At 74.2% G+C, this 23,925-nt stretch carries 20 protein-coding genes and 1 riboswitch; of the genes, 10 read left to right on the forward strand and 10 right to left on the reverse strand.

The features are described from left to right. Window positions 1-64: 64 nt before the first annotated feature. From AB0F18_RS22190 to AB0F18_RS22215, 6 genes are all read left to right on the forward strand, one after another. A complete protein-coding gene (locus tag AB0F18_RS22190; RefSeq protein WP_362063306.1) occupies window positions 65-730 on the forward strand; it encodes a response regulator transcription factor in 666 nt (221 codons plus the stop codon). Window positions 731-792: 62 nt separating this feature from the next. Next, entirely contained in the window at window positions 793-2,241 is a 1,449-nt protein-coding gene (locus AB0F18_RS22195; RefSeq protein ID WP_362063252.1) for a penicillin-binding protein 2, read from the forward strand. Between the two features lie 63 nt (window positions 2,242-2,304). Continuing rightward, window positions 2,305-2,796 (forward strand): GNAT family N-acetyltransferase, encoded by a 492-nt coding sequence (locus AB0F18_RS22200; RefSeq protein ID WP_362063254.1) that lies wholly within the window; start codon window positions 2,305-2,307, stop codon window positions 2,794-2,796. Window positions 2,797-2,891: 95 nt separating this feature from the next. Further along, complete coding sequence (locus AB0F18_RS22205) at window positions 2,892-3,599, forward strand: DsbA family oxidoreductase (RefSeq protein ID WP_362063256.1); 708 nt, start codon at window positions 2,892-2,894, stop codon at window positions 3,597-3,599. Window positions 3,600-3,810: 211 nt separating this feature from the next. Beyond that, the gene (locus AB0F18_RS22210; RefSeq protein ID WP_362063258.1) at window positions 3,811-5,697 is read left to right on the forward strand and encodes a DNA/RNA non-specific endonuclease; all 1,887 of its coding nucleotides are present in this window, start codon (window positions 3,811-3,813) and stop codon (window positions 5,695-5,697) included. Window positions 5,698-5,803: 106 nt separating this feature from the next. Beyond that, window positions 5,804-6,871 carry an aminotransferase class V-fold PLP-dependent enzyme gene (locus AB0F18_RS22215; RefSeq protein ID WP_362063260.1) on the forward strand — a complete coding sequence of 356 codons (1,068 nt, stop codon included), beginning with the start codon at window positions 5,804-5,806 and terminating at the stop codon, window positions 6,869-6,871. A 5-nt stretch (window positions 6,872-6,876) separates the two neighbouring features. Here the strand turns inward: AB0F18_RS22215 and AB0F18_RS22220 are convergent, their stop codons facing one another. Continuing rightward, entirely contained in the window at window positions 6,877-7,947 is a 1,071-nt protein-coding gene (locus tag AB0F18_RS22220; RefSeq protein WP_362063308.1) for an aminotransferase class V-fold PLP-dependent enzyme, read from the reverse strand. 64 nt (window positions 7,948-8,011) lie between these two features. Here AB0F18_RS22220 and AB0F18_RS22225 point away from each other — a divergent pair, with 64 nt between their 5' ends. Together AB0F18_RS22225 and AB0F18_RS22230 are read left to right on the forward strand one after the other, a co-directional pair. Next, window positions 8,012-9,106: an amidohydrolase family protein gene (locus AB0F18_RS22225; protein ID WP_362063262.1), complete on the forward strand. Its 1,095-nt coding sequence runs from the start codon at window positions 8,012-8,014 to the stop codon at window positions 9,104-9,106. A 303-nt stretch (window positions 9,107-9,409) separates the two neighbouring features. Beyond that, entirely contained in the window at window positions 9,410-10,309 is a 900-nt protein-coding gene (locus AB0F18_RS22230) for an SCO1860 family LAETG-anchored protein (protein WP_362063310.1), read from the forward strand. Window positions 10,310-10,338: 29 nt separating this feature from the next. Here AB0F18_RS22230 and AB0F18_RS22235 read toward each other — a convergent pair whose 3' ends face one another. Both AB0F18_RS22235 and cobC read right to left on the reverse strand, forming a co-directional pair. Beyond that, window positions 10,339-11,535: a CapA family protein gene (locus AB0F18_RS22235; RefSeq protein ID WP_362063264.1), complete on the reverse strand. Its 1,197-nt coding sequence runs from the start codon at window positions 11,533-11,535 to the stop codon at window positions 10,339-10,341. A 66-nt stretch (window positions 11,536-11,601) separates the two neighbouring features. Continuing rightward, window positions 11,602-13,011, reverse strand: coding sequence for an Rv2231c family pyridoxal phosphate-dependent protein CobC (cobC, locus tag AB0F18_RS22240; protein ID WP_362063312.1), 1,410 nt, complete (start codon window positions 13,009-13,011; stop codon window positions 11,602-11,604). A gap of 125 nt (window positions 13,012-13,136) precedes the next feature. Between cobC and AB0F18_RS22245 the strand changes: the two genes are divergently transcribed. Further along, complete coding sequence (locus AB0F18_RS22245; protein ID WP_362063266.1) at window positions 13,137-13,886, forward strand: ZIP family metal transporter; 750 nt, start codon at window positions 13,137-13,139, stop codon at window positions 13,884-13,886. Window positions 13,887-13,906: 20 nt separating this feature from the next. Here AB0F18_RS22245 and AB0F18_RS22250 read toward each other — a convergent pair whose 3' ends face one another. From AB0F18_RS22250 to AB0F18_RS22280, 7 genes are all read right to left on the reverse strand, one after another. Then, the gene (locus tag AB0F18_RS22250; protein WP_362063268.1) at window positions 13,907-15,325 is read right to left on the reverse strand and encodes a cobyrinate a,c-diamide synthase; all 1,419 of its coding nucleotides are present in this window, start codon (window positions 15,323-15,325) and stop codon (window positions 13,907-13,909) included. Beyond that, a complete protein-coding gene (gene cobO, locus AB0F18_RS22255) occupies window positions 15,319-15,918 on the reverse strand; it encodes a cob(I)yrinic acid a,c-diamide adenosyltransferase (RefSeq protein ID WP_042813759.1) in 600 nt (199 codons plus the stop codon). Before cobO ends, AB0F18_RS22250 begins: the two co-directional genes overlap by 7 nt. Further along, window positions 15,918-17,999: a putative cobaltochelatase gene (locus AB0F18_RS22260; RefSeq protein WP_362063270.1), complete on the reverse strand. Its 2,082-nt coding sequence runs from the start codon at window positions 17,997-17,999 to the stop codon at window positions 15,918-15,920. The genes cobO and AB0F18_RS22260 overlap by 1 nt, the downstream gene beginning before the upstream one ends. A gap of 118 nt (window positions 18,000-18,117) precedes the next feature. After that, on the reverse strand, window positions 18,118-19,638 hold the full coding sequence (locus AB0F18_RS22265) for a cobyric acid synthase (protein ID WP_362063272.1): 1,521 nt from the start codon (window positions 19,636-19,638) through the stop codon (window positions 18,118-18,120). Next, window positions 19,635-20,600: a cobalamin biosynthesis protein gene (locus tag AB0F18_RS22270; protein WP_362063274.1), complete on the reverse strand. Its 966-nt coding sequence runs from the start codon at window positions 20,598-20,600 to the stop codon at window positions 19,635-19,637. The genes AB0F18_RS22265 and AB0F18_RS22270 overlap by 4 nt, the downstream gene beginning before the upstream one ends. Window positions 20,601-20,658: 58 nt before the next feature. Next, window positions 20,659-20,745, reverse strand: a riboswitch (cobalamin riboswitch). A gap of 210 nt (window positions 20,746-20,955) precedes the next feature. Then, complete coding sequence (locus AB0F18_RS22275) at window positions 20,956-21,177, reverse strand: hypothetical protein (protein WP_079425611.1); 222 nt, start codon at window positions 21,175-21,177, stop codon at window positions 20,956-20,958. Between the two features lie 28 nt (window positions 21,178-21,205). Then, window positions 21,206-22,477, reverse strand: coding sequence for an inorganic phosphate transporter (locus AB0F18_RS22280; RefSeq protein WP_362063276.1), 1,272 nt, complete (start codon window positions 22,475-22,477; stop codon window positions 21,206-21,208). A gap of 299 nt (window positions 22,478-22,776) precedes the next feature. On the opposite strand from AB0F18_RS22280, the gene AB0F18_RS22285 reads away from it, so the two are divergent. Further along, complete coding sequence (locus AB0F18_RS22285) at window positions 22,777-23,907, forward strand: alpha/beta fold hydrolase (RefSeq protein ID WP_362063278.1); 1,131 nt, start codon at window positions 22,777-22,779, stop codon at window positions 23,905-23,907. The last annotated feature ends 18 nt before the right edge of the window (window positions 23,908-23,925 follow it).

Consider the following 23,925-nt stretch of genomic DNA (forward strand, 5'->3'; position numbering starts at 1 on the left):
ACGGCTGGCGGCTGCGGGCGGTCCTGCCGCTCGGCGGGCCCGTCGCGGGCGCGGGGGCCGGGCGATGAGCCGGCCGCCGCTGCGCGTGGTCATCGCCGACGACGAGAGGATGGTCCGCACCGCCCTGCGGGTCATCCTCGACGCCGAAGCCGACCTGGAGGTCGTCGGAGAGGCCGCCACGGGCGCCGAGGCCGTCTCGCTGGTGCGCTCCCTGGCCCCCGACGTGGTCCTGATGGACGTCCGGATGCCCGAGATCGACGGCATCCGCGCCACCGAGCAGATCCTCGCCACGATGGCCGACCCGCCCAGGATCGTGGTCGTCACCACCTTCGAGAACGACGCCTACGTCTACGACGCGCTGCGCGCCGGCGCGGTCGGGTTCCTCCTCAAGCGCGCCGACGCGGACGAGCTGATCGGCGCGGTCCGCCTGGTCGCCCGCGGGGACTCCCTGCTCTTCCCCGCGGCCGTCCGCACCCTGGCCGCCGCCCACACGGCCGCCGCCGCGCCCGCGCCGCCGGCCTGGGCGGCCCGGCTCACGGACCGGGAGGCCGACGTCCTGCGCCTGATGGCCACCGGACTGTCCAACCACGAGATCAGCGAGCACCTCGGGGTCGGCCCGCAGACCGTCAAGACGCACGTGGCCGGGATCCTCGCCAAGACCGGCTCCCGTGACCGCACCCAGGCGGTCATCGCCGCGTACGAGGGGGGCTTCCTCATGAAGAAAGCCTGAGAACCCCGCCACAATCGGGGCAGAGCGGAACGCCCGGGGCCGCCGGGACGTCCTTCTGGGGGATGAACAAGACGATCAGGCGTGCGTCGGTCTTCTGTCTGCTTCTGGTGCTGGCCCTTTTGGTGCGGGTCACCTGGGTGCAGGCATACCAAGGCCAGGCCCTCGCAGACGACAAGAACAACCGCCGCAACCTCATCGGGCAGTACGAGAACCCGCTGGGCAACATCATCGTGGGCGGAACGGCGATCACCGGCTCGGCGAAGACCGACGGCAAGGACTTCGGGTACAAGCGCACCTACACCGACGGCCCCCTCTACGCGCCGATCACCGGCTACAGCTCCCAGGCCTTCGGCACGAGCATGCTGGAGGGGGTGTTCAAGAACGTCCTCAACGGCTCGGACAGCCGGCTGAAGACGGTGATGGACATCCTCACCAACAAGCGGGCCGACCCGGGCAACGTCCTGACCACCATCGACAAGGACGTGCAGAAGGCCGCCTACGACGCCCTCGACGGCAAGCAGGGCGCCGCCGTCGCCATCGACCCGGCGACCGGCGAGATCCTCGCCGTGGTCAACAACCCCTCCTACGACCCGGGCCGGATCTCGGGAGCGGGCGACCAGGCGGCCTGGGACGAGCTCTCCGCCGACAAGGGCAAGGCCATGGAGAACGTGGCCCTGCGCAAGCCGCAGGCGCCCGGCTCCACCTTCAAGCTGGTCACCCTGGCCGCGGCGATCGAGAACGGGCTCGTCAGCAGCATCGACCAGCCGACCGGGGTCCCCGGCGACTACACCATCCCCGGCACCCGGACGAAGCTGCCCAGCGAGGCCGGCGACGCGGCCTGCAACAACGTCTCCGCCCGTACCGCCCTCAAACTGTCCTGCAACAACGTCTTCGCGGAGCTGGCCTCCAAGCTCGGCCAGGACAAGATGCGGGCCATGGCCGAGAAGCTCGGCTTCAACACGCAGATCGACACCCCGGTCCGCACCAACCCGCCCAGCAAGTACCCCTCGAAGAAGCTGTCCGTCGACCAGGTCGCGCAGACGGGTATCGGCCAGTTCGACGTCCAGGCCACCCCGCTCCAGATGGCCATGGTGACCTCCGCGATCGAGAACGGCGGCAAGCTCGTCGCCCCGCACATGGTCTCGGAGGTGACCGACTCGGGCGGCACCGTGCTGGAGAGCTTCAAGGACCCGAAGGTCCAGCAGGTCATGAGCCCCAGGACCGCCTCGATGCTCCAGGACGCCATGCGCACCGTCGCCACCGAGGGCGGCGGCAAGCCCGCGCAGGTGGCGGGCGCCGAGGTCGGCGGAAAGACGGGCACCGCCCAGCGCGGCGTGAACAACAACATCCCGCCGCTCGCCTGGTTCACCTCGTACGGCAAGGCGGGCGGCAAGCAGATCGCCGTGGCGGTGATGATCGAGAACTCGGACACCGACCGCTCCGAGATCGGCGGCGGCAGGCTGGCCGCGCCCATCGCCCAGAAGATGATGGCGGCATGGCTGAAGAAGTAGCCGCCGCCTGAACGGGTGCCGCGCGCCGGGAACCGAACAGTTTCCCGGCGCGTTCCCCTTCCCATGATCAGGACCGCACTCCCCGAAGATCTCGACGCCATCGCCGCCCTGCACACCCGGGCGCGCGCCACCTACTACCAGGGCCGCATCCCCGAACAGGCCTACGCGGGCGAGGCCGAGCTGGCCCGCAGCCGCGAGGGCTGGTCCCGGGCGGTGGGCCGGTCCGAGACCGAGGGCCGGGTCTTCTGCGCCGAGCGGGAGGGCGAGATCACCGGGGTGGCCGCCTTCCTCACGGCCGACGGCCAGACCACCCTCACCCAGCTCCACGTGGACCCCCTCCACTGGCGGCAGGGCACCGGAGCCGCCCTGCACGCCGCCTGCCTCGCCGCCTGGCGCCGCGCCGGCGTCGAACGCGTCCGCCTGGAGGTCTACGAGCACAACGTGCGCGCCCAGGCCTTCTACGCCTCCCACGGCTGGCGCCCCGACCCGTCCGCCACCCCCTCCGGCTCCCACCGCACCCTGTGGCTGGAGGTGCGCGGGACGTCCGGGGAATGAGACGGGACGGCGATTGGTTGAACCACAAACCGTTTCGTCCGGCGCACACCCGGGCGGACTCGAACCCCCACCGGAATCCGGAGAAAAGAAGGATCATGCGCGTCGAGATCTGGAGCGACATCGCCTGCCCCTGGTGCTACATCGGCAAGGCCCGTTTCACGAAGGGGCTGGCCGAGTTCGCGCACCGCGACGAGGTGGAGGTGGTGTACCGCTCCTTCGAGCTCGACCCGAACGGCGCCAAGGGCGTCACCGCGCCCGTCCTGGAGATGCTCGCCCGCAAGTACGGCCGCACCCTCGACGAGGCGCGCGGCATGGAGGAGCACGTCGCCGCCAGCGCCCGCGCCGAGGGGCTGGAGTACCGCACCGAGGGCCGTGACCACGGCAACACCTTCGACATCCACCGCCTCCTGCACCTGGCCGCCGCCCGCGGCCGCCAGGAGCAGCTCCTCGACCTCGCCTTCCGCGCGAACTTCGCCGAGGAGCGGTCGGTCTTCGACGCGGAGGTGCTGCTCGCCCTCGCGGTGGAGGCCGGACTGGACGAGGCGGAGGCCAAGGCGGTCCTCGCCGACGACTCCGCCTACGCCGCCGAGGTGCGGGCCGACGAGCGCGAGGCGGCCGAACTGGGCGCCAACGCCGTCCCGTTCTTCGTCCTCGACCGCCGCTACGGCATCTCCGGCGGCCAGCCCGCCGAGGTGTTCACCCAGGCCCTGGAACAGGCCTGGGCCGGCCGTGAGGTCCCCGAGCCGGCCGCCGGCGCCGAGGCCTGCGAACCGGACGGGGCCTGCGCCGTACCCCAGGCCTGATCCGCCGACCCCGCACGGGCGCCCGCGTACCTCCCGTACCGGGCGCCCCGCCGCAGCCAGGTCCCGGCCCGCTCGGCGCGCCCGTCCCGCGGCCCGGCCGTAGGCTGGACGTACACGCGCACGGCGAGGGCCTCCGCCTGCTTCCGGCGCGTCAGTTCGCTTCGGTTTCAACCAGCTCGGGGACCCGACTCCTTTGCGGAAGGAGACCCCGATGACCGCCAAGAAGCGTACGTCCGCCGCCTCCGGGGCCGCCGCCACGGCGGACGGGCAGGAACAGCTCATCGCCTCGGCCAAGCAGTACATCCGTACCCACGGGTCCGGTTACCTCAAGGACCCGAACATCTCCTCCATCGGCATCGGCTACCGGGAGACCAACGGCCGGCGGACCAAGGAGCTCACCCTCCAGTTCACCGTCGACACCAAGGTGACCCCGGAGGGCCTGGCCCCGCTGCACACCAGGGAGATACCCCCGGTCATCGACCTCGGTGACGGCCGGACCCTGAGCACCGACGTGATCGAGCGCAGCTACCAGCCGCACTTCCTCGTCGTCCCCGAGGTGCCGACCCCGGAGCGCCAGAAGCGCGTCGACCCGGTCCGTCCCGGAGTCAGCGTCGGCAGCGTCCACCTTCACGCCGGAACCCTCGGCTGCATCGTCTTCGACAAGAACGACGGCGCCACCTGTCTGCTGAGCAACTGGCACGTGCTCAACGGCCGGAAGGGCCGGACGGGCGACGCGGTCGTCCAGCCGGGGACGGACGACGACAGCAGGTTCGCCGCCAACCGCCTCGGCGTCCTGCGGCGCGCCCACCTGGGCACGGCCGGCGACTGCGCCGTCTCGACCATCACGGAGCGCGGCGTCGAGACCGGCATCCTCGGCCTCGGGGTCACGCCGAAGCAGCTGGGCGAGCCGCACATCGACGACAAGGTCGTCAAGTCCGGCCGGACCACCGGCATCACGCACGGCATCGTGACCCGTCCCTTCGTCAAGGTCCGCGTCCCCTACGGGCCGCCGGTCGGGACGAAGGAGATCGAGTGCTTCGAGATCGGCCCCGACCCCCGGCACCCCGCGGCCGACGGGGAGATCAGCACGCACGGGGACTCCGGCTCGGCCTGGATGTTCAAGACGCGCTCGGGCCGGCCCTCGGACGTACTGGCCGGCCTGCACTTCGGCGGCGAGGACGCGTCCGCCCCCGAGGACCGGGCGCTGGCCTGCTTCCCGCGCGCGGTCTTCGAGCAGCTGAAGGTCACCCTGGACCGGCCGGCCGCCGTCTCGCCGGAATCCCTGACCACCGGGTACGACCCGGGATTCCTCGCCGTTCCGGTGGCCACCCCCTCGCTCAACCCCGCGATCAAGGACACCGCCGTACTGCTCGACGGCTCCGAGGTGATCCCGTACACCCACTTCTCGCTGGCGCTGAGCAAGCCGCGGCGCTTCGCGATCTGGGTGGCCTGGAACATAGACGGCGGCGCGCTCAAGGCCCTGAACCGCAAGGGGATCGAGTTCGTCAAGGACTCGCGGCTGCCGGCCGGGGACCAGGTCGACAACGACCTGTACAAGGGGAGGACCAACCGGCTCGACCGGGGCCACATCGCGCGTCGCGCCGACCTCTGCTGGGGCCCGCTGCCCGAGGCGCAGAAGGCCAACCGGGACTCGTTCTTCTACACCAACATCACTCCGCAGATGGACGACTTCAACCAGAGCATGCGGGGCGGCCTCTGGGGGAGGCTGGAGGACGCGGTGTTCGAGGACGTCGACGTCGACGACCTCAAGGTGAGCGTGTTCGGCGGACCGGTCTTCCAGGACGACGACCGCGTCTTCCGCGGGGTGGGGATCCCGCGCGCCTTCTGGAAGATCATCGTCTTCTCCGAAGGGGGCACGTTCAAGGCCAAGGCCTTCCTGCTGGCGCAGAACCTCGTCCTCCCCGAATCCCTGGACCTGGACGAGTTCCGCGTGTTCCAGGTCAAGGTCACCGAGGTCCAGAAGCAGGCCCACATCCGCTTCCCCGCCGTGATGACCGACGCCGACACCCTGGTGGTGCCGGAGTCGCTGGAGGAGCGCCTGCCGCTGGAGAGCCAGGCCGACATCGACTGGAGCTAGGAGGAGGCCGCCCGCCGCAGAAGCCCCTATTCATAAGCCTCTCTTTGAGGCTGCATGGAAAACTCGGCAATGGACTTTGGGATGGTCCTGGCGCAGAGTGGAGGCCATGGATCTTCCGCTCTCCGATGTGTCCCGCGTGTGCGCCGCCGAGTTCGCGCACTCCACCACCTACCTCAACACCGCCGGCGCCGGGGTGCTCCCGCGGGCCGCCGTCGCCGCGGTACGGGAGCTGGCCGAAGCGGCGGGGGCCGGACTGCCCGCCGGAGCGGGCGACTTCGACCGCGTCGAGCGGGTGCGGGCCTCCTTCGCCCGGCTGGTCGCGGTCGACCCGCGGCGCGTCGCCGTCGGGTCGTCCGTCGCCGCTCATGTGGGCCTGATCGCCGCGTCCCTGCCCGCCGGCGCCGAAGTCCTCGTTCCCGAGCGGGACTTCGCCTCCGTCATGAACCCCTTCGTGCTGCGCGGCGACCTCAAGGTCCGCTTCGCCCCGCTGGAGTCCCTCGCCGGAGCCGTCCGCCCGGACACCGCCCTGGTCGCGCTGAGCGCCGTACAGTCCGCCGACGGCCGGACGGCGGACCTCGCCGCCGTCCGCGCGGCGGCGGCCGCGCACGGGGCACGGGTGCTCGTGGACGCCACCCAGGCCGCCGGCTGGCTGCCCTTCGACGCCTCGCCGTACGCGTACACCGTCACCGGCGGCTACAAGTGGCTGCTCGGCGGCCGCGGCGCCTCGTACCTGACGGTCTCGCGGGAGGCGCAGCCCGGGCTGATCCCGCTGCACGCGGGCTGGGTGGCGGCCGAGTCCAAGTGGGACGCCGTCTACGGCCCGATGCGGCACCTGGCCGGCGACGCCCGCCGCTTCGACGAGTCCGCGGCCTTCCTCCCGTACTACGCCGCCGAACCCTCCCTGGCGCTGCTGGAGCGGATCGGCGTCGAGGCCGTCCATGCCCACGACACCGCCCTGGCCGCCCGCTACCGGGCCGGACTGGCCCGCCTCGGCCACGAGCCCGTGCCGGGGGACGCCGCGATCGTCTCCGTACCGGGCCTGGCCCACCGGCAGCCCGACCTGGCGGCCGCCGGCATCCACACCTCCGCCCGCGAGGGAGCCCTGCGGGCCTCCTTCCACCTCTACAACACGGAGGCGGACGTCGACCGGCTGCTGGACGTACTGTCCGGCTGACGGGGCTACCGCCAGGCGGCCGTGGCCGCCTCCAGGGCCGCCGCGGGGTCCGCCGACAGGGCCGACGCCAGGGCCCGCAGGGCCGTCGCGACCGACTCCGGCGAGGCCGCCGGGCCGTAGTGGTTGACCCGGACCATCTCCTGCGCCAGCGCCCCGCCGCCCGCCGCGAGCGGGGCCGACGCGTCCGCCGCCAGGGCCTTGCTCACCACCAGCGAGGCCTCCGGCACCCGCAGCGTGGTCGCCACCGGGGCGGCCTGCGCCGGGTCCCCGACCCACGGGGCCAGCCCGAGTGCGGCCGCACCCGCCCGGGTGGCCCGGGCCGCCGCCGCGTGCCGGCCGAGCACGCCCTCCAGGCCCTCGCCCGCGATCCGGTCCAGGCAGGCCTCCAGCGCCAGCATCTCCAGCTGCGCGGGCGCGTGGAGCAGCGTCTTGCGGCCCCCGTCGATCCAGCGCTCCTTCCAGTCCAGGAGGGAGAGGTACGAGCGGCGCGGCGCCGCCGGGTTGGCCGCGAACCGCTCCCAGGCCCGCTCACTCACCGACACCGCCGAGACCCCCGCCGGCCCGCCCATCGCCTTCTGCGCGCCGATCACGCACAGGTCCACGCCCCACGCGTCCGGCAGCAGCGGTTCGGCGCCCACCGAGGCGACCGCGTCCAGCATGAACAGCGCCCCGTGGGCCCGTACGGCCTCGCCGATCTCCGCGACCGGGTTGGTGTTGCCGGTGGCCGCCTCCGCGTGCACCAGCGAGACGAAGTCGATCTCCGGGTGCTCCGCCAGGGCGCGGGCGACCTGCTCCCCGCTCACCGCCGTGTCGAAGGGCACCGCCAGGTCCACCACGTTCGCCCCGGCGTCGCGCAGCCAGTTGCCGAACGTGGTCCCGTACGGCCCGGTGACCACGTTCAGCGCCGTCGAACCCGGCCGCGCCCCCGAGCGGATGCAGCCCTCCAGCGGCAGCAGCGCCTCGCCCTGGGTGATCACCACGTCGTGCCGGGTCTCCAGCAGCCGCGCGACGTCCCGCTCGACGGAGGCGAAGCGCTCGGCGGTCAGCGGCGGGAGGTCCAGGAGGGGGTGGGTCACGGCGGTGCTCTCTTCGTCCGGGGTCACCGGCCGAGCCTACCCAGCGCGCACGTACAGTGCGGACATGAGTGATCTGGGCGGTGTGCTCCATGTGAAGGGACGCGTGCTCGTCGGGCCCCACGAGGTCCGCGACGAGCTCTGGGTCGTCGGCGGACGGATCTCCTACGAGCGGCCGGCCGCCGCCCGCGAGGTCACCACCGTCACCGGCTGGGCCCTGCCGGGCCTGGTCGACGCGCACTGCCACGTCGGCCTCGACGCGCACGGCCCGGTCGACGCCGCGACCGCCGAGGCGCAGGCCCTCACCGACCGGGACGCGGGCACCCTCCTCATCCGCGACGCGGGCTCCCCGTCCGACACCCGCTGGATCGACGACCGCGAGGACCTCCCGAAGATCATCCGGGCGGGCCGGCACATCGCCCGCACCCGGCGCTACATCCGCAACTACGCGCACGAGATCGAGCCGCCGCAGCTCGTCGAGTACGTCGCCCGGGAGGCCCGGCGCGGCGACGGCTGGGTCAAGCTGGTGGGGGACTGGATCGACCGCGAGGCCGGCGACCTGACGGCCTGCTGGCCGCGCGCCGAGGTCGAGGCGGCCATCGCCGAGGCGCACCGGCTGGGCGCCCGGGTCACCGCCCACTGCTTCGCCGAGGACTCGCTGCGCGACCTCGTCGAGGCGGGCATCGACTGCATCGAGCACGCCACCGGGCTGACCGAGGACACCATCCCGCTGTTCGCGGAGCGCGGCGTCGCGATCGTCCCGACCCTCGTCAACATCGCGACGTTCCCGAAGCTGGCGGCGGGCGGCGAGGCCAAGTTCCCCCGCTGGTCGGCGCACATGCGCAGGCTCCACGAGCGGCGCTACGACACCGTCCGCGCGGCCTGGGACGCGGGCATCGGGGTGTACGTCGGCACGGACGCGGGCGGCTCCCTGCCGCACGGGCTGGTCGCCGCCGAGGTGCAGGAACTCGTGCGGGCCGGGATCCCGCCGCTCGACGCCCTCTCGGCGACGGCCTGGACGGCCCGCGAGTGGCTCGGCAGGCCCGGCCTGACCGAGGGGGCACCCGCCGACCTGGTGGTCTACGGATCCGATCCGCGGGCCGACGTACGGGTGCTGGCGCAGCCGGAACGGGTGGTCGTGAACGGGGCCGTCCGCGCCTGAGCCGGACCGGCGGGCCGCGGCACGGAGTTGACCGGGCGTGACGCGGCCCCCGTTCCGGTCGTTGTACTTGCCCGGCCGGCGACGGTGATGCGGTTCGCCGTGTGACACGTGGGAACTCCCGTGCCGCATGGGGCGTGACAAATCGAATACACGCATGGAAACCACCCGTTGGAGTGAACTCACGCCAGGTGGCTACCCGTTCACTCACAGTGCGTAAAGATGGCGGACGTCGAAGCCGTCGGCGCGCGCGATGTCCCCCATTGGCGCCGCGACGGCACCCATCTCCCCGGGGGTTCCACCATCTTGAACAGCAACACCTTCCGCCTGCCCGCGGCCGTTCTGCTCGCCACGGGGGCGGTCGCCCTGCTCGCCGCGCCGCCCGCCCTCGCCACGGACGGCGGCGGCAGCGGCGGCGGCCGGGGCACCTCCGGAGCCGTCGTCCTGCGGACCGGACTGGACGTGGGCCTGCTCAACAAGGCCGTGCACGTACCGCTGGAGGCCACCCTCAACGAGGTCAGCGCCCCCGCCACGGCCGAGAAGACGGCCCTCACCGTGACCCTCGACGGAGCCGAGCAGGGCCGGCCGGTGGACGTGCTCAAGGCGGAGGCCGCCACCGCGAAGGCGACCGCCGACGAGAACGGCGCCCGCGCCGAGGCGAACCTCGCCCACGCCAGGGTGCACGTCCCGGGCCTGCCTGCGCTCTCCCTCATCGAGGTGGAGAAGGTCACCTCCAAGGCCGTCTGCGAGGCCGGGAAGAAGCCGGTCGCCACCGCGAACGTCCTCGGCACCGTCACCGCGCTCGGCAAGAAGGTCACGCTGACGGCCGGCGGCCCCACCGAGGTCGAGGTCCCGGGTGTCGGCAAGGTCTCCCTGGAGCTCTCCGGCACGCAGACCACCTCCACCACCGCGGCGGCGGCCGCGCTCCGCCTGAAGGTGTCGGTGAACCCGCTGAACCTCAACGTGGCGCAGGTCGACGGCGAGGTCGTCCTGGCCGAGGCCCACTGCGAGGCCCCCGCGGCGGCCGCCAAGCCCGCGACGAAGCCGGACGTCAAACCGCAGACCGCCGTCGCCGCGCCCACCCAGGCCAACCTCGCCGAGACCGGGGCCGGGTCGGTCACCCCGTGGATCGCGGGCGGGGCCCTGCTGCTGCTCGGCGCGGGCGCGACCGCGCTCGTCGTCACCCGGCGCGGCCGGACCTCCTGACCCGGCCGCAGGCCGCGCTCCGGCCCCGGTCAGCGGGTCGCGCGCGTCAGCCCCTGGCCGGCCGCGCCCCGCGAGGTCACGGCCGAGGTGACCTCCTTGTCCACCCGGGCGTACTCGGCCCGCTTCGCGGCGGACAGGCCGCCGTCCCCGTCGGCGCAGGAGGCACAGACGACGCGGAACGGCGGCCCCATGTCCGAGTACTGGGTGAGGTATTCGGCCTTGACCACCTCCCAGCGGCCCGGATGCGAGGCCGCCGGGGCGAAGGTGAAACGGGGGATCGAGGACATGTTGCCGCGCGCCTTGTCGGCCTCGTAGAAGCTGGCGATCTGGTCGCCCATGCCGTAGACGACCCAGGTGCCGTTGATCTTCTCGTAGGGCTGCGGGACGTGGTTGTGCGTACCGATGATCAGATCGATGTCGGGGAGGCCGTCCGGCCCGCGCGAGGCGGTCAGCGCCTGTGCCAGGTCCTTCTGCTGCTGGTCGGGAGCGGTCTGCCACTCGGTGCCCCAGTGGACGCTGAGGACGACGACGTGCGCCCCGGCCGCCCGGGCCGCGCGGGCGTCGGCGATGATCCGGGCCTGGTCGATGAGGTTCACGGCCCAGGGCTTGCCGGCCGGGAGCGGTATCCCGTTCGTGCCGTACGTGTAGTCCAGCTGGGCGACCTTCGCGCCGCCGGCGGACAGCAGCGCGGGGGCCTTGGCCTCCTCGGGGCGGCGGGCCGAGCCGACGTGCTTGAGGCCGACGCGGTCGAGGTGGTCGAGGGTCCGCGAGAGCCCGTCGAACCCGTCGTCGAGGGTGTGGTTCGAGGCGGTGGAGCAACTGTCGTACCCGGCGTCCTTGAGGGCGTCGGCCAGTTGGTGGGGGGCCTTGAAGGCGGGGTAGCCGGTGTAGGGGCCGCCGGGCTTTCCGTACGGTATCTCGTGATGGCATATCGCCAGGTCGGCGGCGGAGACGACGGGCTTGACGCCGGCGAGTATCTTGCGGAAGTCGTACCCGGTGCCCGCGGCGTCGTCCGCGGCGCGCTGGATGATGGACGGGTACGGGATGACGTCCCCGGTCGCCACGAGGGTGAACGGCGCCCCGGTGGGAGCCGTCGGCTTCGTCTGGAGCCGCTGTTCGGTGCCGACGGCCGCGCCGTTCTCCAGCAGCCGGGGCACGGCGTAGACCCCGCCGCCGATCACCCCCACGGCCACCAGCCCCATGGTGATGCGCGTCGCCGCCCTCATGTCCCGTCCCCCGTCCGTGATTTGTTCCCCCGCCATGCTAGGCCGTGTCTTTTGGATCAGGCCGGGTCAGGGCGCGGTCAGCGCGAGGGCGTGGTCCAGGGCCTGGAGCAGGCGGCCCGTCGTCGCCCGGTCGCGGACCGCCAGGCGGAGCCAGGACGCGTCCAGCCCCGGAAACGTGTCACCGCGCCGCACCGCGAACCCCAGCGCCCGCAGCCGCGTACGGACCTCCGCCGCGCCGGGGATCCGGACCAGGACGAACGGGCCCTCGGCCACCCCCGAGACCTCCACCTCCTCGAACTCCGCCAGCCCCGCCAGCAGGTGCGCCCGGTCCACCGCGATCCGCCGCGCCGCCTCCTCCGCCTCCGCGAGGGCCTCCGGCGCCACGCACGCCTCCGCCGCCACCAGGGCCGGCGTGGACACCGGCCACAGCGGCTGCGCCGCCGCCAGCTTCGCGACGACCTCCGGCTCGGCCAGCACGTAACCGATCCGCAGCCCCGCCAGACCCCACGTCTTCGTCAGGCTGCGCAGCACCACCAGCCCCGGCACGTCCATCCGCCCGGCCAGGGCCTCCCGCTCGCCGGGGACCGCGTCCATGAAGGCCTCGTCCACCACCAGGGTCCGGCCCGGCCGGGCCAGCGCGGCCAGCACCCCCGCCGGGTGCAGGACCGACGTCGGGTTGGTGGGGTTGCCCACCACCACCAGGTCCGCCTCCTCCGGCACCGCCGCCGGATCCAGCCGGAACCCGTCCGCCGCCCGCAGCACCACCCGCTCCACCCGGTGCCCGGCGTCCCGCAGGGCCGCCTCCGGCTCGGTGAACTGCGGGTGCACCACCACCGGCCGCTCCGCGCCCAGCGCCCGCGCGATCAGCACGAACGCCTCCGCCGCCCCCGCCGTCAGCAGCACCCGCTCGACCGGCAGCCCGTGCCGCCGGGCCACCGCGGCCCGGGCCGCCCGGCCGTCCGGGTACGCCGCGAGGTCCCCCAGGGAGGCCGCGATCCGCTGCTTGAGCCACTCCGGCGGCGTGTCCGACCGTACGTTCACCGCGAGGTCCACGAGCGCGCCGCCCGCGTCGGCCACCTCCGCGTCCCCGTGATGGCGCAGGTCGTGCTCCTCGGCGGTGGCCACCGCGCAGGTCGCCGCCACCGAACGGCGCTTGGGCACGAGGAGCTCCCCGCCGCCCGCCAGCGCCGCCGCCTCCGCCACCGAGGCGGTCCCGGCGGCCTCGCGCACGGCCGGCGAGGGGTGCGGTACGGGGATCCGCGCGAGCTCCTCGGCGGGGTAGCCCACCAACGGCACGCCGAAACGTTCCGCCGCACCCGCGATCCCCGGCTCCAGGGTCTTCGAGTCCACCGTGGCCAGGGCCGTCACCGCCCCGGCCGTCAGCCCCGCCCCGCGCAGGGTCTCCTCGACCAGCGCGCAGACCTCCGCCACGGAAACCCCCGCGCGTCCCCCGACCCCGACCACCAGCCGCGTCACGTACTCGCCCACCGGGATCCTCCCTCCGTACTGGTGTCCGTCGTCTGTCTGTCGTCATCACGTTGGCGTCCGCCACCCGCGCGGCGGAAGTGCGCACGGCGCCGCCAGTCGGTATCCAGGGGCACATGGCGGTGATCGTGGCTCTGGGCGCGTTCCTGATGACGCTGGCGGGCGGTTGGACGGCGCAACGCGTCACCGACCGCCGCCACCTCGTCCTGGGTCTGGCCGGCGGGCTGATGCTCGGCGTCGTCGGCCTCGACCTGCTCCCGGAGGCCCTCCACGCGGCCGGCCAGGAGGTCTTCGGCGTCCCGCTCGCCCTGCTGCTCTTCGTGGCCGGCTTCCTCGTCGCCCACGTCGCGGAACGCCTGCTCGCCGTACGGCAGGCCGCCCACGGGGGCAGCAACGGGGAAGGCCCCGGGCACGACCACGGCGGCCGCGTCCCGCAGGTCGGGCTCACCGCCGCCGCGGCGATGGTCGGCCACAGCCTCGCCGACGGAGTGGCCCTCGGCGTCGCCTTCCAGGTCGGCGGCGGGATGGGCGTGGCCGTCGCGCTGGCCGTCATCACCCACGACTTCGCCGACGGGTTCAACACGTACACGCTCACCCGCCTGTACGGGAACGCCCGCCGCAAGGCGCTGATGATGCTCTTCGCCGACGCCGCGGCCCCCGTCGTGGGCGCCGCGTCCGCCACGCTGTTCACCCTTCCGGAGGAACCCCTCGGGGCGTACCTCGGATTCTTCGGCGGAGTCCTGCTCTACCTGGCGGCCGCCGAGATCCTGCCCGAGGCGCACCACCGGCACCCCGCCCTGTCCACACTGCTGTGCACGGTGGGCGGGGTGGCCGGGATCTGGCTGGTGGTCGGTCTGGCGGACTGAGCGGACCGGTCCGGCGGTGGTCACCGGCCGGCTGCCGCGAAGTCCGCCGCGGCCGCCGCGAAGCGGGCCGCCACGGACGGCTGCGCCGCCCAGTGCGTGTGCAGGTAGCTGGCGTGGACGTTCCCCCGGACGAAGCCCTCGACGCGGCGTTCGGGGTGCGTGAACCCCCACGCCGGCGCGGCCCCGGCACCCGGCTCGACCACCGTCCGGTGGAACTCGTGGCCCCGCAGCCGGGTGCCGGCCGCCGCGAGCGGGCTGTCCGACACCGCCACCGCCTCGCGGTAGCCGAGCGTGAGGCGCTCCGACATCCGGGCGTCGGCGTCGAGCACCCCGCACATGGGCTTCCCGTCCAGGGAGCGCGCCAGGTAGAGGAGGCCCGCGCACTCCGCGGCGACCGGACCGCCGGCCGCGGCGAAGGCGGCCACGGCCGCGCGGAGCGGTTCGTTCGCGGACAGCTCGGGGGCGTAGACCTCCGGGAAGCCGCCGCCGATCACCAGGCCGGTGGTGCCCTCGGGGAGCGCCTCGTCGTGGAGGGGGTCGAAGGTGACCACCTCCGCGCCGGCGGCGCGCAGCAGCTCGGCGTGCTCGGCGTACGAGAAGGTGAACGCGGGGCCGCCCGCTACGGCGATGAGAGGTCCCCCGCCCCGCCCGGCCGGATTGCCGCCCGCCGAGGCCGGACGCATCGGGACCGCCGCAAGTGCGGCCTCCGCCGACCACGCCCCGCCCGTCAGGGGCGGGGCCGTACGGGCCAGGGCCAGCAGGGCGTCCAGGTCGCAGCCCGAGCGGACCTGGTCCGCCAGGGCGGCCACCGCCGCCAGCGCGTCGGCGCGGCGCTCCGCCACCGGGACCAGGCCCAGGTGCCGGGACGGGGTCGCCACCTGGGGGGCCCGCCGCAGGACGCCGAGGACCGGCGTGCCGGCCTCCTCCAGGGCCTCCCGGAGCATGGCCTCGTGCCGGTCGGAGCCCACCTTGTTCAGGATGACCCCGCCGAGGCGCACCTGCGGGTCGAACGAGGCGAAGCCGTGCACCAGCGCCGCCACCGAACGCGACTGCGAGGAGGCGTCGACCACCAGCACCACCGGCGCCCGCAGCAGCTTCGCCACCTGCGCCGTCGACGCCAGCTCGCCCCGCCCCGCGGCCCCGTCGTAGAGCCCCATCACGCCCTCGACCACCGCGAGGTCGCACCCGGCGGCCCCGTGCGCGAACAGCGGGGCCACCAGTTCCGGCCCGCACATGAACGCGTCGAGGTTGCGCCCCGGCCGGCCCGTGGCCAGCGCGTGGTAGCCGGGGTCGATGTAGTCGGGCCCGGCCTTGTGCGGGGACACGGCCAGGCCGCGCTCCGCGAAGGCCGCCATCAGGCCCGTCGCCACGGTGGTCTTGCCGCTGCCGGAGGACGGCGCGGCGATGACCAGCCGCGGCACACTGGACGAGGTCACCACTCGATGCCCTTCTGGCCCTTCTGGCCGGCGTCCATCGGGTGCTTGACCTTGGTCATCTCGGTGACCAGGTCCGCGAACTCCATGAGCTTCTCGGGGGCGTTGCGGCCGGTGATGACCACGTGCTGGGTACCGGGACGGTTGCGCAGCACCTCGATGACCTCGTCGACGTCGATCCAGCCCCAGTGCATCGGGTACGCGAACTCGTCGAGCACGTACAGCCGGTGCGTCTCGGCGGCCAGGTCGCGCTTGACCTGCTCCCAGCCCTCCTTCGCCGCCTGCTCGTTGTCGAGCTGCGCGTCGCGCTGCACCCAGGACCAGCCCTCGCCCATCTTGTGCCAGACGACGGAGCCGCCCTCGCCGGAGGCGCCCAGCACCTTCAGCGCGTTCTCCTCGCCGACCTTCCACTTCGCCGACTTGACGAACTGGAACACCCCGATCGGCCAGCCCTGGTTCCAGGCGCGCAGCGCCAGCCCGAAGGCGGCCGTCGACTTGCCCTTGCCGGGGCCGGTGTGGACGAAGACGAGCGGGCGGTTACGGCGCTGACGCGTCGTGAGTCCGTCGTCGGGAACGACGGTCGGCTGTCCCTGCGGCATTACGCGGCCCTCCTGGTGGCGCTGTTGGACATCGCAGTGTTGGTCACTGCGCTACGTACGTTCTTCACGAGCCCGGCCAGCGAGTCGGCCCGCAGCCCGTCGAGGGTCACGGCGTGCGCGCCCAGATCGGCGGCCAGCACCCCCGCGAGCCCCAGCCGGACCGGCCCCGACTCGCAGTCCACGACCACCGACGCGACGCCCTCGGCGGCCAGCAGCCGGGCGCTGCGCCCGGACAGTTCGCGCGGGTCGCCGCCGACGGCCCCGGCCGAGGTGGCCCGCCCGTCGGTGACGACCACCAGCAGCGGGCGGCGGGACGGGTCCCTCAGCCGCTCGATCCGCAGCACCTCGTGGGCCTTGAGCAGGCCCGCCCCGAGGGGGGTGCGGCCGCCGGTCGGCAGCTTCTCCAGCCGGGCCGCGGCCGCGTCCACCGAGGAGGTGGGCGGCAGCGCCAGGTCGGCCCCCGCGCCGCGGAAGGTGATCAGGCCGACCTTGTCCCGGCGCTGGTAGGCGTCGAGGAGCAGGGAGAGCACGGCCCCCTTGACGGCGCTCATGCGCTGCCGGGCGGCCATCGAGCCGGAGGCGTCGACGCAGAACAGCACGAGGTTGCCCTCGCGGCCCTCGCGGGTCGCCTGCCGCAGGTCGTCCTTGCGCACGACGAGCCCGCGCCCCGAGCGGCCGCGCGCCTTCTGGTGCGGGGCGGCGGCGTGCACGGTGGCCGCCAGGTGCAGCTTCGTCAGCTGCCCCCGGGGGCGCTGGGCGCCGGTGGTGCGGCCGTGCGCGGTCCGGGCCCGCGAACGCCGGCCGGCCGCGCCCTCGCCCAGGCCGGGCACGCTCAGCATCTTGGTGCGGAAGGGCTCGGCGGCCGCCACGGCGGCCTGCTCGGCCCCGCCGGCCCCGCCCTGTGGGGCGGAGGGCTGGGCCTCGGGGGCCTCCTCCTGCTGCGGCGCGTCCGGGGTGTGCCCGGTCTCGGGGCCGCCGCCCTGCGGGGGCACCCCGCCGCCGTCCCCGCCGGGGCCGCCGTCGCCGCCGTCGTCCGGGCCCTCCGGCTCCGGGTCGGGCTCCGGCTCCTCGTCGGGGAAGCCGTCCAGGATCTCGTCGAGCTTGTCCTCGTCCAGTCCGGGCGCGTCGAAGGGGTTGCGCCGGCGGCGGTGCGGCAGTGCCAGCAGCGCCGCCTGCCGGACGTCCTCCTTCAGGACGGAGGTCCGCCCGGCCCAGGCGGCCAGGGCGGTCGCCGTACGGGCCATCACGATGTCGGCGCGCATGCCGTCCACCTCGAAGCCGGCGCAGGTGGCGGCGATCTGGAGCAGCGCGGTGTCCCCGAGCGCCACCTGCGGGAGCAGCGCCCGCGCGGCCACGACCCGGGCCCGGACCTCGCTCTCGTCACCGGCCCAGCGGGCGGCGAAGCCCGCGGGATCGTCCTCGTACGCGAGCCGGCGGCGCACCACCTCGACGCGCTGCGCCGGCTCCCGGGAGGCCGCGACCTCCACGGTCAGCCCGAACCGGTCGAGCAGCTGCGGACGCAGCTCGCCCTCCTCGGGGTTCATGGTGCCGACGAGGAGGAAGCGGGCGGCGTGCCGGACGGACACGCCCTCGCGCTCCACGTACGAGGCGCCCATCGCGGCCGCGTCGAGGAGGAGGTCGATGAGGTGGTCGTGCAGCAGGTTGACCTCGTCGACGTACAGGATCCCGCGGTGCGCGTCGGCCAGGAGGCCGGGCTCGAAGGCCTTGACGCCCTCGGCGAGGGCCCGCTCGATGTCCAGGGCGCCGACGAGGCGGTCCTCGGAGGCGCCGACGGGCAGCTCGACCATGCGGGCGGGGCGCTCGGCGCCGGGGCCCGGCTCGTGTGGGCCGTCCGGGCAGGCCGGGTCGGGCGCGGCGGGCGCGCACGAGAACCGGCAGCCGGGGACGACGTCCACCCGGGGGAGGAGGGCGGAGAGCGCGCGCACGGCGGTGGACTTGGCGGTTCCCTTCTCACCGCGCACGAGCACACCGCCGACCGCGGGGCTCACGGCGTTGAGCAGGAGCGCCAGCCGCAGGTCGGTCTGGCCGACCACTGCGGTGAACGGGTAGGGCGTGCTCATGGGTTGCTCACTCCTCCTGTGCGGGTGTGCTTGCGCGGGCTGTCGGGGGCGGGGGTGCCGTTTCCTGGGGGCTCGGAGGAAGGGCGGGGCGGGGAGAAGCCCCGCAGGGCCCGGGCCGTCACGGGGCGCCCGGGGGGAGGAACGGCAGCCCGGACGGGGCGCCGGACTCGATCAACGCCAGCAGCGCAGCGGTGTCGGCGTGTTCCTCGATCAGATCCCCCAGCAGGTCCAGCTGTTCCTCCCGCAACGCGGAGAACGACGTGGACGGCGCCGGGACGAAGCGGCGCCCGGCAGCCGCCGCCACCTCCCGGAGGAACGCCCGGCGGAAGCCGTCCGACTCCAGCGAGCCGTGCCAGTGCGTGCCCCACACCGACCCCACCCGGCACCCGTCCAGGAACGGCTCGCCGCCCAGTACCTCGGCCACGCCGTGGTGGATCTCGTAGCCCGAGACCTCCTCGCCCAGCGCCGTGCCGACCGGCCGTGCCAGGGTCTTCTCCGCCGCGAAGCGCACCCGCACCGGCAGCAGCCCCAGCCCCGCCACCGAGCCCGCCTTCGACTCGACCTCGTCCTCGATGTGCTCGCCGAGCGCCTGGAAGCCGCCGCAGATGCCCAGCACCGGACGCCCCTCAGCGGCGCGCCGTGCCAGCGCGTCGGCCAGGCCCCGCTCCCGCAGCCACTGCAGCGCCTTCACCGTGCCGCGCGTACCCGGTACGACGACCAGGTCCGCGTCGGCCAGTTCCTCGGCCCGGTCCACGAACCGCACGACCACGCCCGGCTCCGCCGCCAGCGCGTCGACGTCGGTGAAGTTCGACATCAGCGGCACCGCGCACACCGCGACCCGCAGCACGTCCTCGCCGACCGGCGGGGCCACCACGGACTCGCGGACCGCACCCCGCAGGGAGACCCGCAGCCCGTCCTCCTCGTCGATGCCCAGCCCGTGCCGGAACGGAAGGACCCCGTACGTCGCCCGCCCCGTCAGGCCGCGCAGCATCTCCATGCCCGGCTCCAGCAGGGACACGTCGCCGCGGAACTTGTTGACCATGTATCCGGCGATCAGCGACTGGTCCTCGGGCGACAGCAGCGCCGTCGTCCCGAAGAAGGACGCGAAGACCCCGCCCCGGTCGATGTCGCCGACCACCACCACCGGGAACCGCGCGGCCCGCGCGATGCCCATGTTCACGATGTCGGTCCGGCGCAGGTTGATCTCGGCCGGACTGCCCGCCCCCTCGCAGATCACGGCGTCATACGTGCCCCGCAGCTGCTCCAGGCAGTCCGTGACGATGCCGAGCAGCTGCTCCTGGCGGCCGCCGTGGTAGCCGCGGGCGCTCATCTCGCCCACCGGCTTGCCCAGCAGCACCACCTGGCTGCTGCGGTCGCTCCCCGGCTTGAGCAGGACCGGGTTCATCAGCGCGGTCGGCTCCACCCGGGCGGCCTGGGCCTGCATCGCCTGGGCCCGGCCGATCTCCGCGCCCTCGCGGGTCACGAACGAGTTCAGCGACATGTTCTGCGCCTTGAACGGGGCCACCTTCACGCCCTGGCGGGCCAGCCAGCGGCAGATGCCCGCCGTGACGACGCTCTTGCCCGCGTCGGACGTCGTCCCCGCGACCAGCAGTCCGCCCCCGCGCCTCGTGCCGCTCATGCCCGACCCCTCTTCCTCTTCGCCGTCGCCGTCACCGCGCACCGGACGGCCACGCAGGCGCCCAGCGCCAGCCAGGTCACCCGCCGCGACAGCCGTACCGCCCGCTCGATGTCCGCGACCTCCACAGGCCGCCCCCGCTCCCCGTTCAGCACGGCCCGGTGTTCGACCCGTCCCGCGTAGGACAGGGTCCCGCCCAGCCGGACGCCCAGCGCCCCGGCGAAGGAGGCCTCGACCGGGCCGGCGTTGGGGCTGGGGTGGGCGGCGGCGTCGGCGCGCCAGGCCCGTACGGCGCCCCGCCGGTCGGGGCCGGCGGCCACGGCGGCGAGCGCCGTCAGCCGTGCGCCGGGCCAGCCGGCGAGGTCGTCGAGGCGGGCGGAGGCCCAGCCGTAGCGCAGGTAGCGGGGCGACTTGTGGCCCACCATCGCGTCGAGGGTGTTCACGGCGCGGAAGGCGAGCAGACCGGGCACCCCGGCGACGGCGCCCCACACCAGGGCGCCTACCACCGCGTCGGAGGTGTTCTCCGCGACGGACTCCACGACGGCCCGTGCCATCTGCGGGCCGTCCAGGGCCTGCGGATCGCGTCCGCACAGGTGGGGGAGGCGTTCGCGGGCCACCTCGGTGTCCCCGGCGGCGAGCGCCCCGCCGATGGCCCGGGCCTCCCGGCCGAGCGTGGTGCCGCCGACGACGGCCCAGGTGGCCGCGGCGGTCAGGGCGATACGGGCGGCCGCGGGCCGGGAGCGCACGGCGCGTGCGCCCAGCGCTCCGACGGCGGCGGCCGCGCCGGCGCATACGAGGGTGTGCAGGACGCCCCGGGCGCGGTCGTCGCGCCACAGGGCGCGCTCCACGGCGGCGGCGGCTCGTCCGAAGGCGGCCACGGGGTGCCCTCGGCGGGGATCCCCGAGGATCCGGTCGCCGATCAGGCCCGCCGTGACGCCGTACGCGAAGACGCGGTCGGCACGCATGGTGGCAGGTATGTCCTCACTCAGGGTCCGCGCCCTGGTTCGACGTGTCCGGCGGCGAGAGTTCCTGGCTCCCGGGGCGCACGCGCGGCGTGCGTTCCCCGGTGACAGTGGCGGGACCGCGCCGGAATCGCACCGGACTTCCTCTCCATGCCGCCGTATTGGCTCGGGCAGTCCACCACGCCCCGCGAACGCCCGTCAACTTACCGTTGACCTGCGGTGGGACGGGGGGCGATCAGGGGGTGGCCAGGGGCCGCGGGTACGCCGCGGGTACGCCGCGGGTACGCGAAAACTCCCCCCGGGGATTCCCGGGGGGAGTTCTCGTACGCGGTGTCGCCTCGCGGAGACGGGGTGGGTCTCAGCTGACGATCAGGTAGATCCCGTAGGCCACGGCCGCCGCGCAGAGCGCGAAGCAGGCGTAGGCGCCGCTGCGGGCCAGGGCGGCGGTGCCGCCCTGCTCGGTGGCGGCCTCGTGCTTGGAGAGGCCCACCAGGCCCAGGCTGAACAGGGCCACGAGGGCGACGGTCGCGGAGAGGCTGACCCCGAAGACGGAGCCGAGTGCTGCCCAGTCGATCTTCATACTGCCGATTCCTCTGTCGTTCTCGGGATCAGACCGCGGCGGCCGGAGCCGTCGGGGTCGCCGGGTTCGCCGTGGCGGCCGGGATGGTGGCCTTGAGGTCCTCGTCGGTCACCGCGGCGGTGGTGCCGGCGGCCGGAGGGACGGCCACGGCCGCGATGGCGGTGGTGACCACGCCGGGCTGCTCGGCGTCGTCGGCCGCGCCGGCCTCGTTGACGTTGGTGTGGTCGACGACCTGGCGGCGCGAGATCAGCCAGATGGCGACGCAGGAGCCGACGAGGAAGAGCGCGACGGCGGCGACGCCGATGTCACCCGTACGCATGACCCGCTCGGCGCCCGCGGAGACCAGGGCGGCGGCCGGCAGGGTCAGGCCCCACGCGACGAACATGCGGGTGGCGGTGGACCAGCGGACCACACCGCCCTTGCGGCCGAGGCCCGCACCCATCACCGCGCCGGAGCAGGCGTGGGTGGTGGAGAGGGAGAAGCCGAGGTTGGAGGAGGCCAGGATGACGCTCGCGGCCGAGGTTTGGGCGGCGAAGCCCTGCTGCGGGTGCAGGTCGGTCAGGCCGCTGCCCATGGTGCGGATGATCCGCCAGCCGCCCAGGTAGGTGCCCATCGCGATGGCCGTACCGGCGGAGACGATGACCCAGACCGGCGGGTTCGAGCCGGGGGCGAGGGCGCCGCCGGCGACCAGGGCCAGGGTGATGATGCCCATCGTCTTCTGCGCGTCGTTGGTGCCGTGCGCGAGGGAGACCAGACCGGCCGAGGCGATCTGACCCGCCTTGTAGCCCTTGGCGGAGGTCTTCTCGCCGACCTTGCCGTTCAGCTTGTACGTGACCTTGGCGGCCAGCATCGCGGCCACACCGGCCACGATCGGAGCGGCGACGGCCGGGATGAGCACCTTGGTGACGACGACGCTGCCGTTGACCGCGCCGAGGCCGGCCGAGGCGACCGCAGCACCGATCAGGCCGCCCATCAGGGCGTGCGAGGAGCTTGAGGGCAGTCCGACCAGCCAGGTGACGAGGTTCCAGAGGATCGCGCCGACGAGCGCGGCGAAGATCACTTCCGGCTGGATGCCCTCTTCGTTGACGAGACCCTTGGAGATCGTCTTGGCGACCTCCACGGACATGAACGCGCCGACGAGGTTGAGCACGGCGGACATGGCCACCGCCGTCTTGGGCTTGAGGGCGCCGGTCGAGATGGTGGTCGCCATCGCGTTGGCTGTGTCGTGGAAACCGTTCGTGAAGTCGAACACGAGAGCGGTGATGATCACGATCCCGAGGAGAAGCGTTATGTGCTCCATTTACCCAGGCTTCTGTTTGGCGTCAGTGGCTCGCCGACCGTAGGCAACCTGGGTGAACGGAAGATGAACTGACTCGGGCGGTGTGGTGTCCCCGGGTGGCCTCTCATCAGGCCCTTCGTCCCGATTCTGTCGTAGTTATCGCCATTCATGCACGTCAGGGGCAGGTAAACGGAACCTTCCGGCGGGGCGCCGGGGCCCGTTCGCACCCGCCCCGGCGGCGGCGAAAGAGAGCTAGATCACTCCGCTTTCCGCAGCGCCCTCCGGTGGCCGCCGCGACCCCGCGCCCCGACACTGGAGCGGTGCGTACCGCCACTGCGACGGCCGCGGCCGTCACCACGACCCTCATCGGTGCCGGAGCGGCCGCGGCCCTGGCCGGCCGGTACGCCGCCGATGCCGCCCTGCGGCCCGAACCCGGCCGCCCCCTGCCCGGCGGCCCCCGGCTGAGCGTCCACTCCGCCGACGGCGACCGGGTCGTGCTCACCCGCTCCCTGGCCTCCCTGCGCCCCGGCGTCCACGGGCTCACCGCTCCCGGGATCCACGCCGCGGTCGGCCCCGTCCTCGACGGCGTACCGCACGGCCCGGACACCGTCGTACGCCGCCTCCTGCGCGTCACCCACGGCACCCTCGACCCCGGTACCCGCGTCACCCTCACCCCGCAGGTGTACGCGGGCAACCCGCGCACCGCCCTCGGGCTGGAGCACGCCGACGTGGACGTCCCCGGCGAGCTCGGCCCGCTCCCCGCCTGGTTCCTGCCCGGCGCCCGGCGGACCTGGGTGATCACCGTCCACGGACTCGGCGCCGGCCGGGAGCACCCGATGGTGGTCATGCCCTTCCTGCACCGCCTCCGGCTCCCGGTCCTCGCCCTCGGCTACCGGGGCGACCTCGGCGCCCCCGCGCCCCCGGACGGCATCGGCCACCTCGGTGAGTCCGAGTGGCGGGACCTGGACGCCGCCGTCCGCTACGCCCTGCGCTACGGGGCCCGGCGCATCGTCCTGCACGGCTGGTCCACCGGGGCCGCCATGGCCGTGCGTGCCGCCGAGCGCTCGGCCCTGGCCGGCCGGATCTCCGGGATGGTGCTCGACTCGCCCGTCCTCGACTGGCACACCACCCTCCGCAACCTCGTCGCCGCCCGCGGCACCCCGGCCCCGCTGGTCCCGCTCGCCGTCCGGGCCGCCGAGGGCCGCGCCGGGCTGCGCGCCGACCACCGGCCGCCGTTCGCGGACCCCGGCGCGCTCCGCGTCCCCGTGCTGCTCTTCCACGGGCCCGACGACACCCTCGCCCCCTGGGAGCCCTCCCGCCGGCTCGCCGCGGCCCGGCCCGACCTCGTCACCCTGCACACCGTCCGCAACGCCGGGCACGGGGCGATGTGGAACGCCGACCCGGCCCGGTACGAGGAGGCGCTGCGGCGGTTCCTGACCCCGCTCATGTGACCTCCCGATGGGGCCGGT

The organism is Streptomyces sp. NPDC029216 (assembly GCF_040648015.1).
Taxonomy (GTDB): domain Bacteria; phylum Actinomycetota; class Actinomycetes; order Streptomycetales; family Streptomycetaceae; genus Streptomyces.

Bases quoted from the DNA above. Each gene is read 5' to 3' on its own strand.
- AB0F18_RS22215 (WP_362063260.1), top strand. From the start codon at position 5,804: ATGGATCTTCCGCTCTCCGATGTGTCCCGCGTGTGCGCCGCCGAGTTC.
- AB0F18_RS22225 (WP_362063262.1), top strand. From the start codon at position 8,012: ATGAGTGATCTGGGCGGTGTGCTCCATGTGAAGGGACGCGTGCTCGTC.
- AB0F18_RS22205 (WP_362063256.1), top strand. From the start codon at position 2,892: ATGCGCGTCGAGATCTGGAGCGACATCGCCTGCCCCTGGTGCTACATC.
- AB0F18_RS22200 (WP_362063254.1), top strand. From the start codon at position 2,305: ATGATCAGGACCGCACTCCCCGAAGATCTCGACGCCATCGCCGCCCTG.
- AB0F18_RS22210 (WP_362063258.1), top strand. From the start codon at position 3,811: ATGACCGCCAAGAAGCGTACGTCCGCCGCCTCCGGGGCCGCCGCCACG.
- cobO (WP_042813759.1), bottom strand. From the start codon at position 15,918: ATGCCGCAGGGACAGCCGACCGTCGTTCCCGACGACGGACTCACGACG.
- AB0F18_RS22245 (WP_362063266.1), top strand. From the start codon at position 13,137: ATGGCGGTGATCGTGGCTCTGGGCGCGTTCCTGATGACGCTGGCGGGC.
- AB0F18_RS22265 (WP_362063272.1), bottom strand. From the start codon at position 19,638: ATGAGCGGCACGAGGCGCGGGGGCGGACTGCTGGTCGCGGGGACGACG.
- AB0F18_RS22190 (WP_362063306.1), top strand. From the start codon at position 65: ATGAGCCGGCCGCCGCTGCGCGTGGTCATCGCCGACGACGAGAGGATG.
- AB0F18_RS22235 (WP_362063264.1), bottom strand. From the start codon at position 11,535: ATGAGGGCGGCGACGCGCATCACCATGGGGCTGGTGGCCGTGGGGGTG.
- AB0F18_RS22270 (WP_362063274.1), bottom strand. From the start codon at position 20,600: ATGCGTGCCGACCGCGTCTTCGCGTACGGCGTCACGGCGGGCCTGATC.
- AB0F18_RS22280 (WP_362063276.1), bottom strand. From the start codon at position 22,477: ATGGAGCACATAACGCTTCTCCTCGGGATCGTGATCATCACCGCTCTC.
- AB0F18_RS22275 (WP_079425611.1), bottom strand. From the start codon at position 21,177: ATGAAGATCGACTGGGCAGCACTCGGCTCCGTCTTCGGGGTCAGCCTC.
- AB0F18_RS22260 (WP_362063270.1), bottom strand. From the start codon at position 17,999: ATGAGCACGCCCTACCCGTTCACCGCAGTGGTCGGCCAGACCGACCTG.
- AB0F18_RS22195 (WP_362063252.1), top strand. From the start codon at position 793: ATGAACAAGACGATCAGGCGTGCGTCGGTCTTCTGTCTGCTTCTGGTG.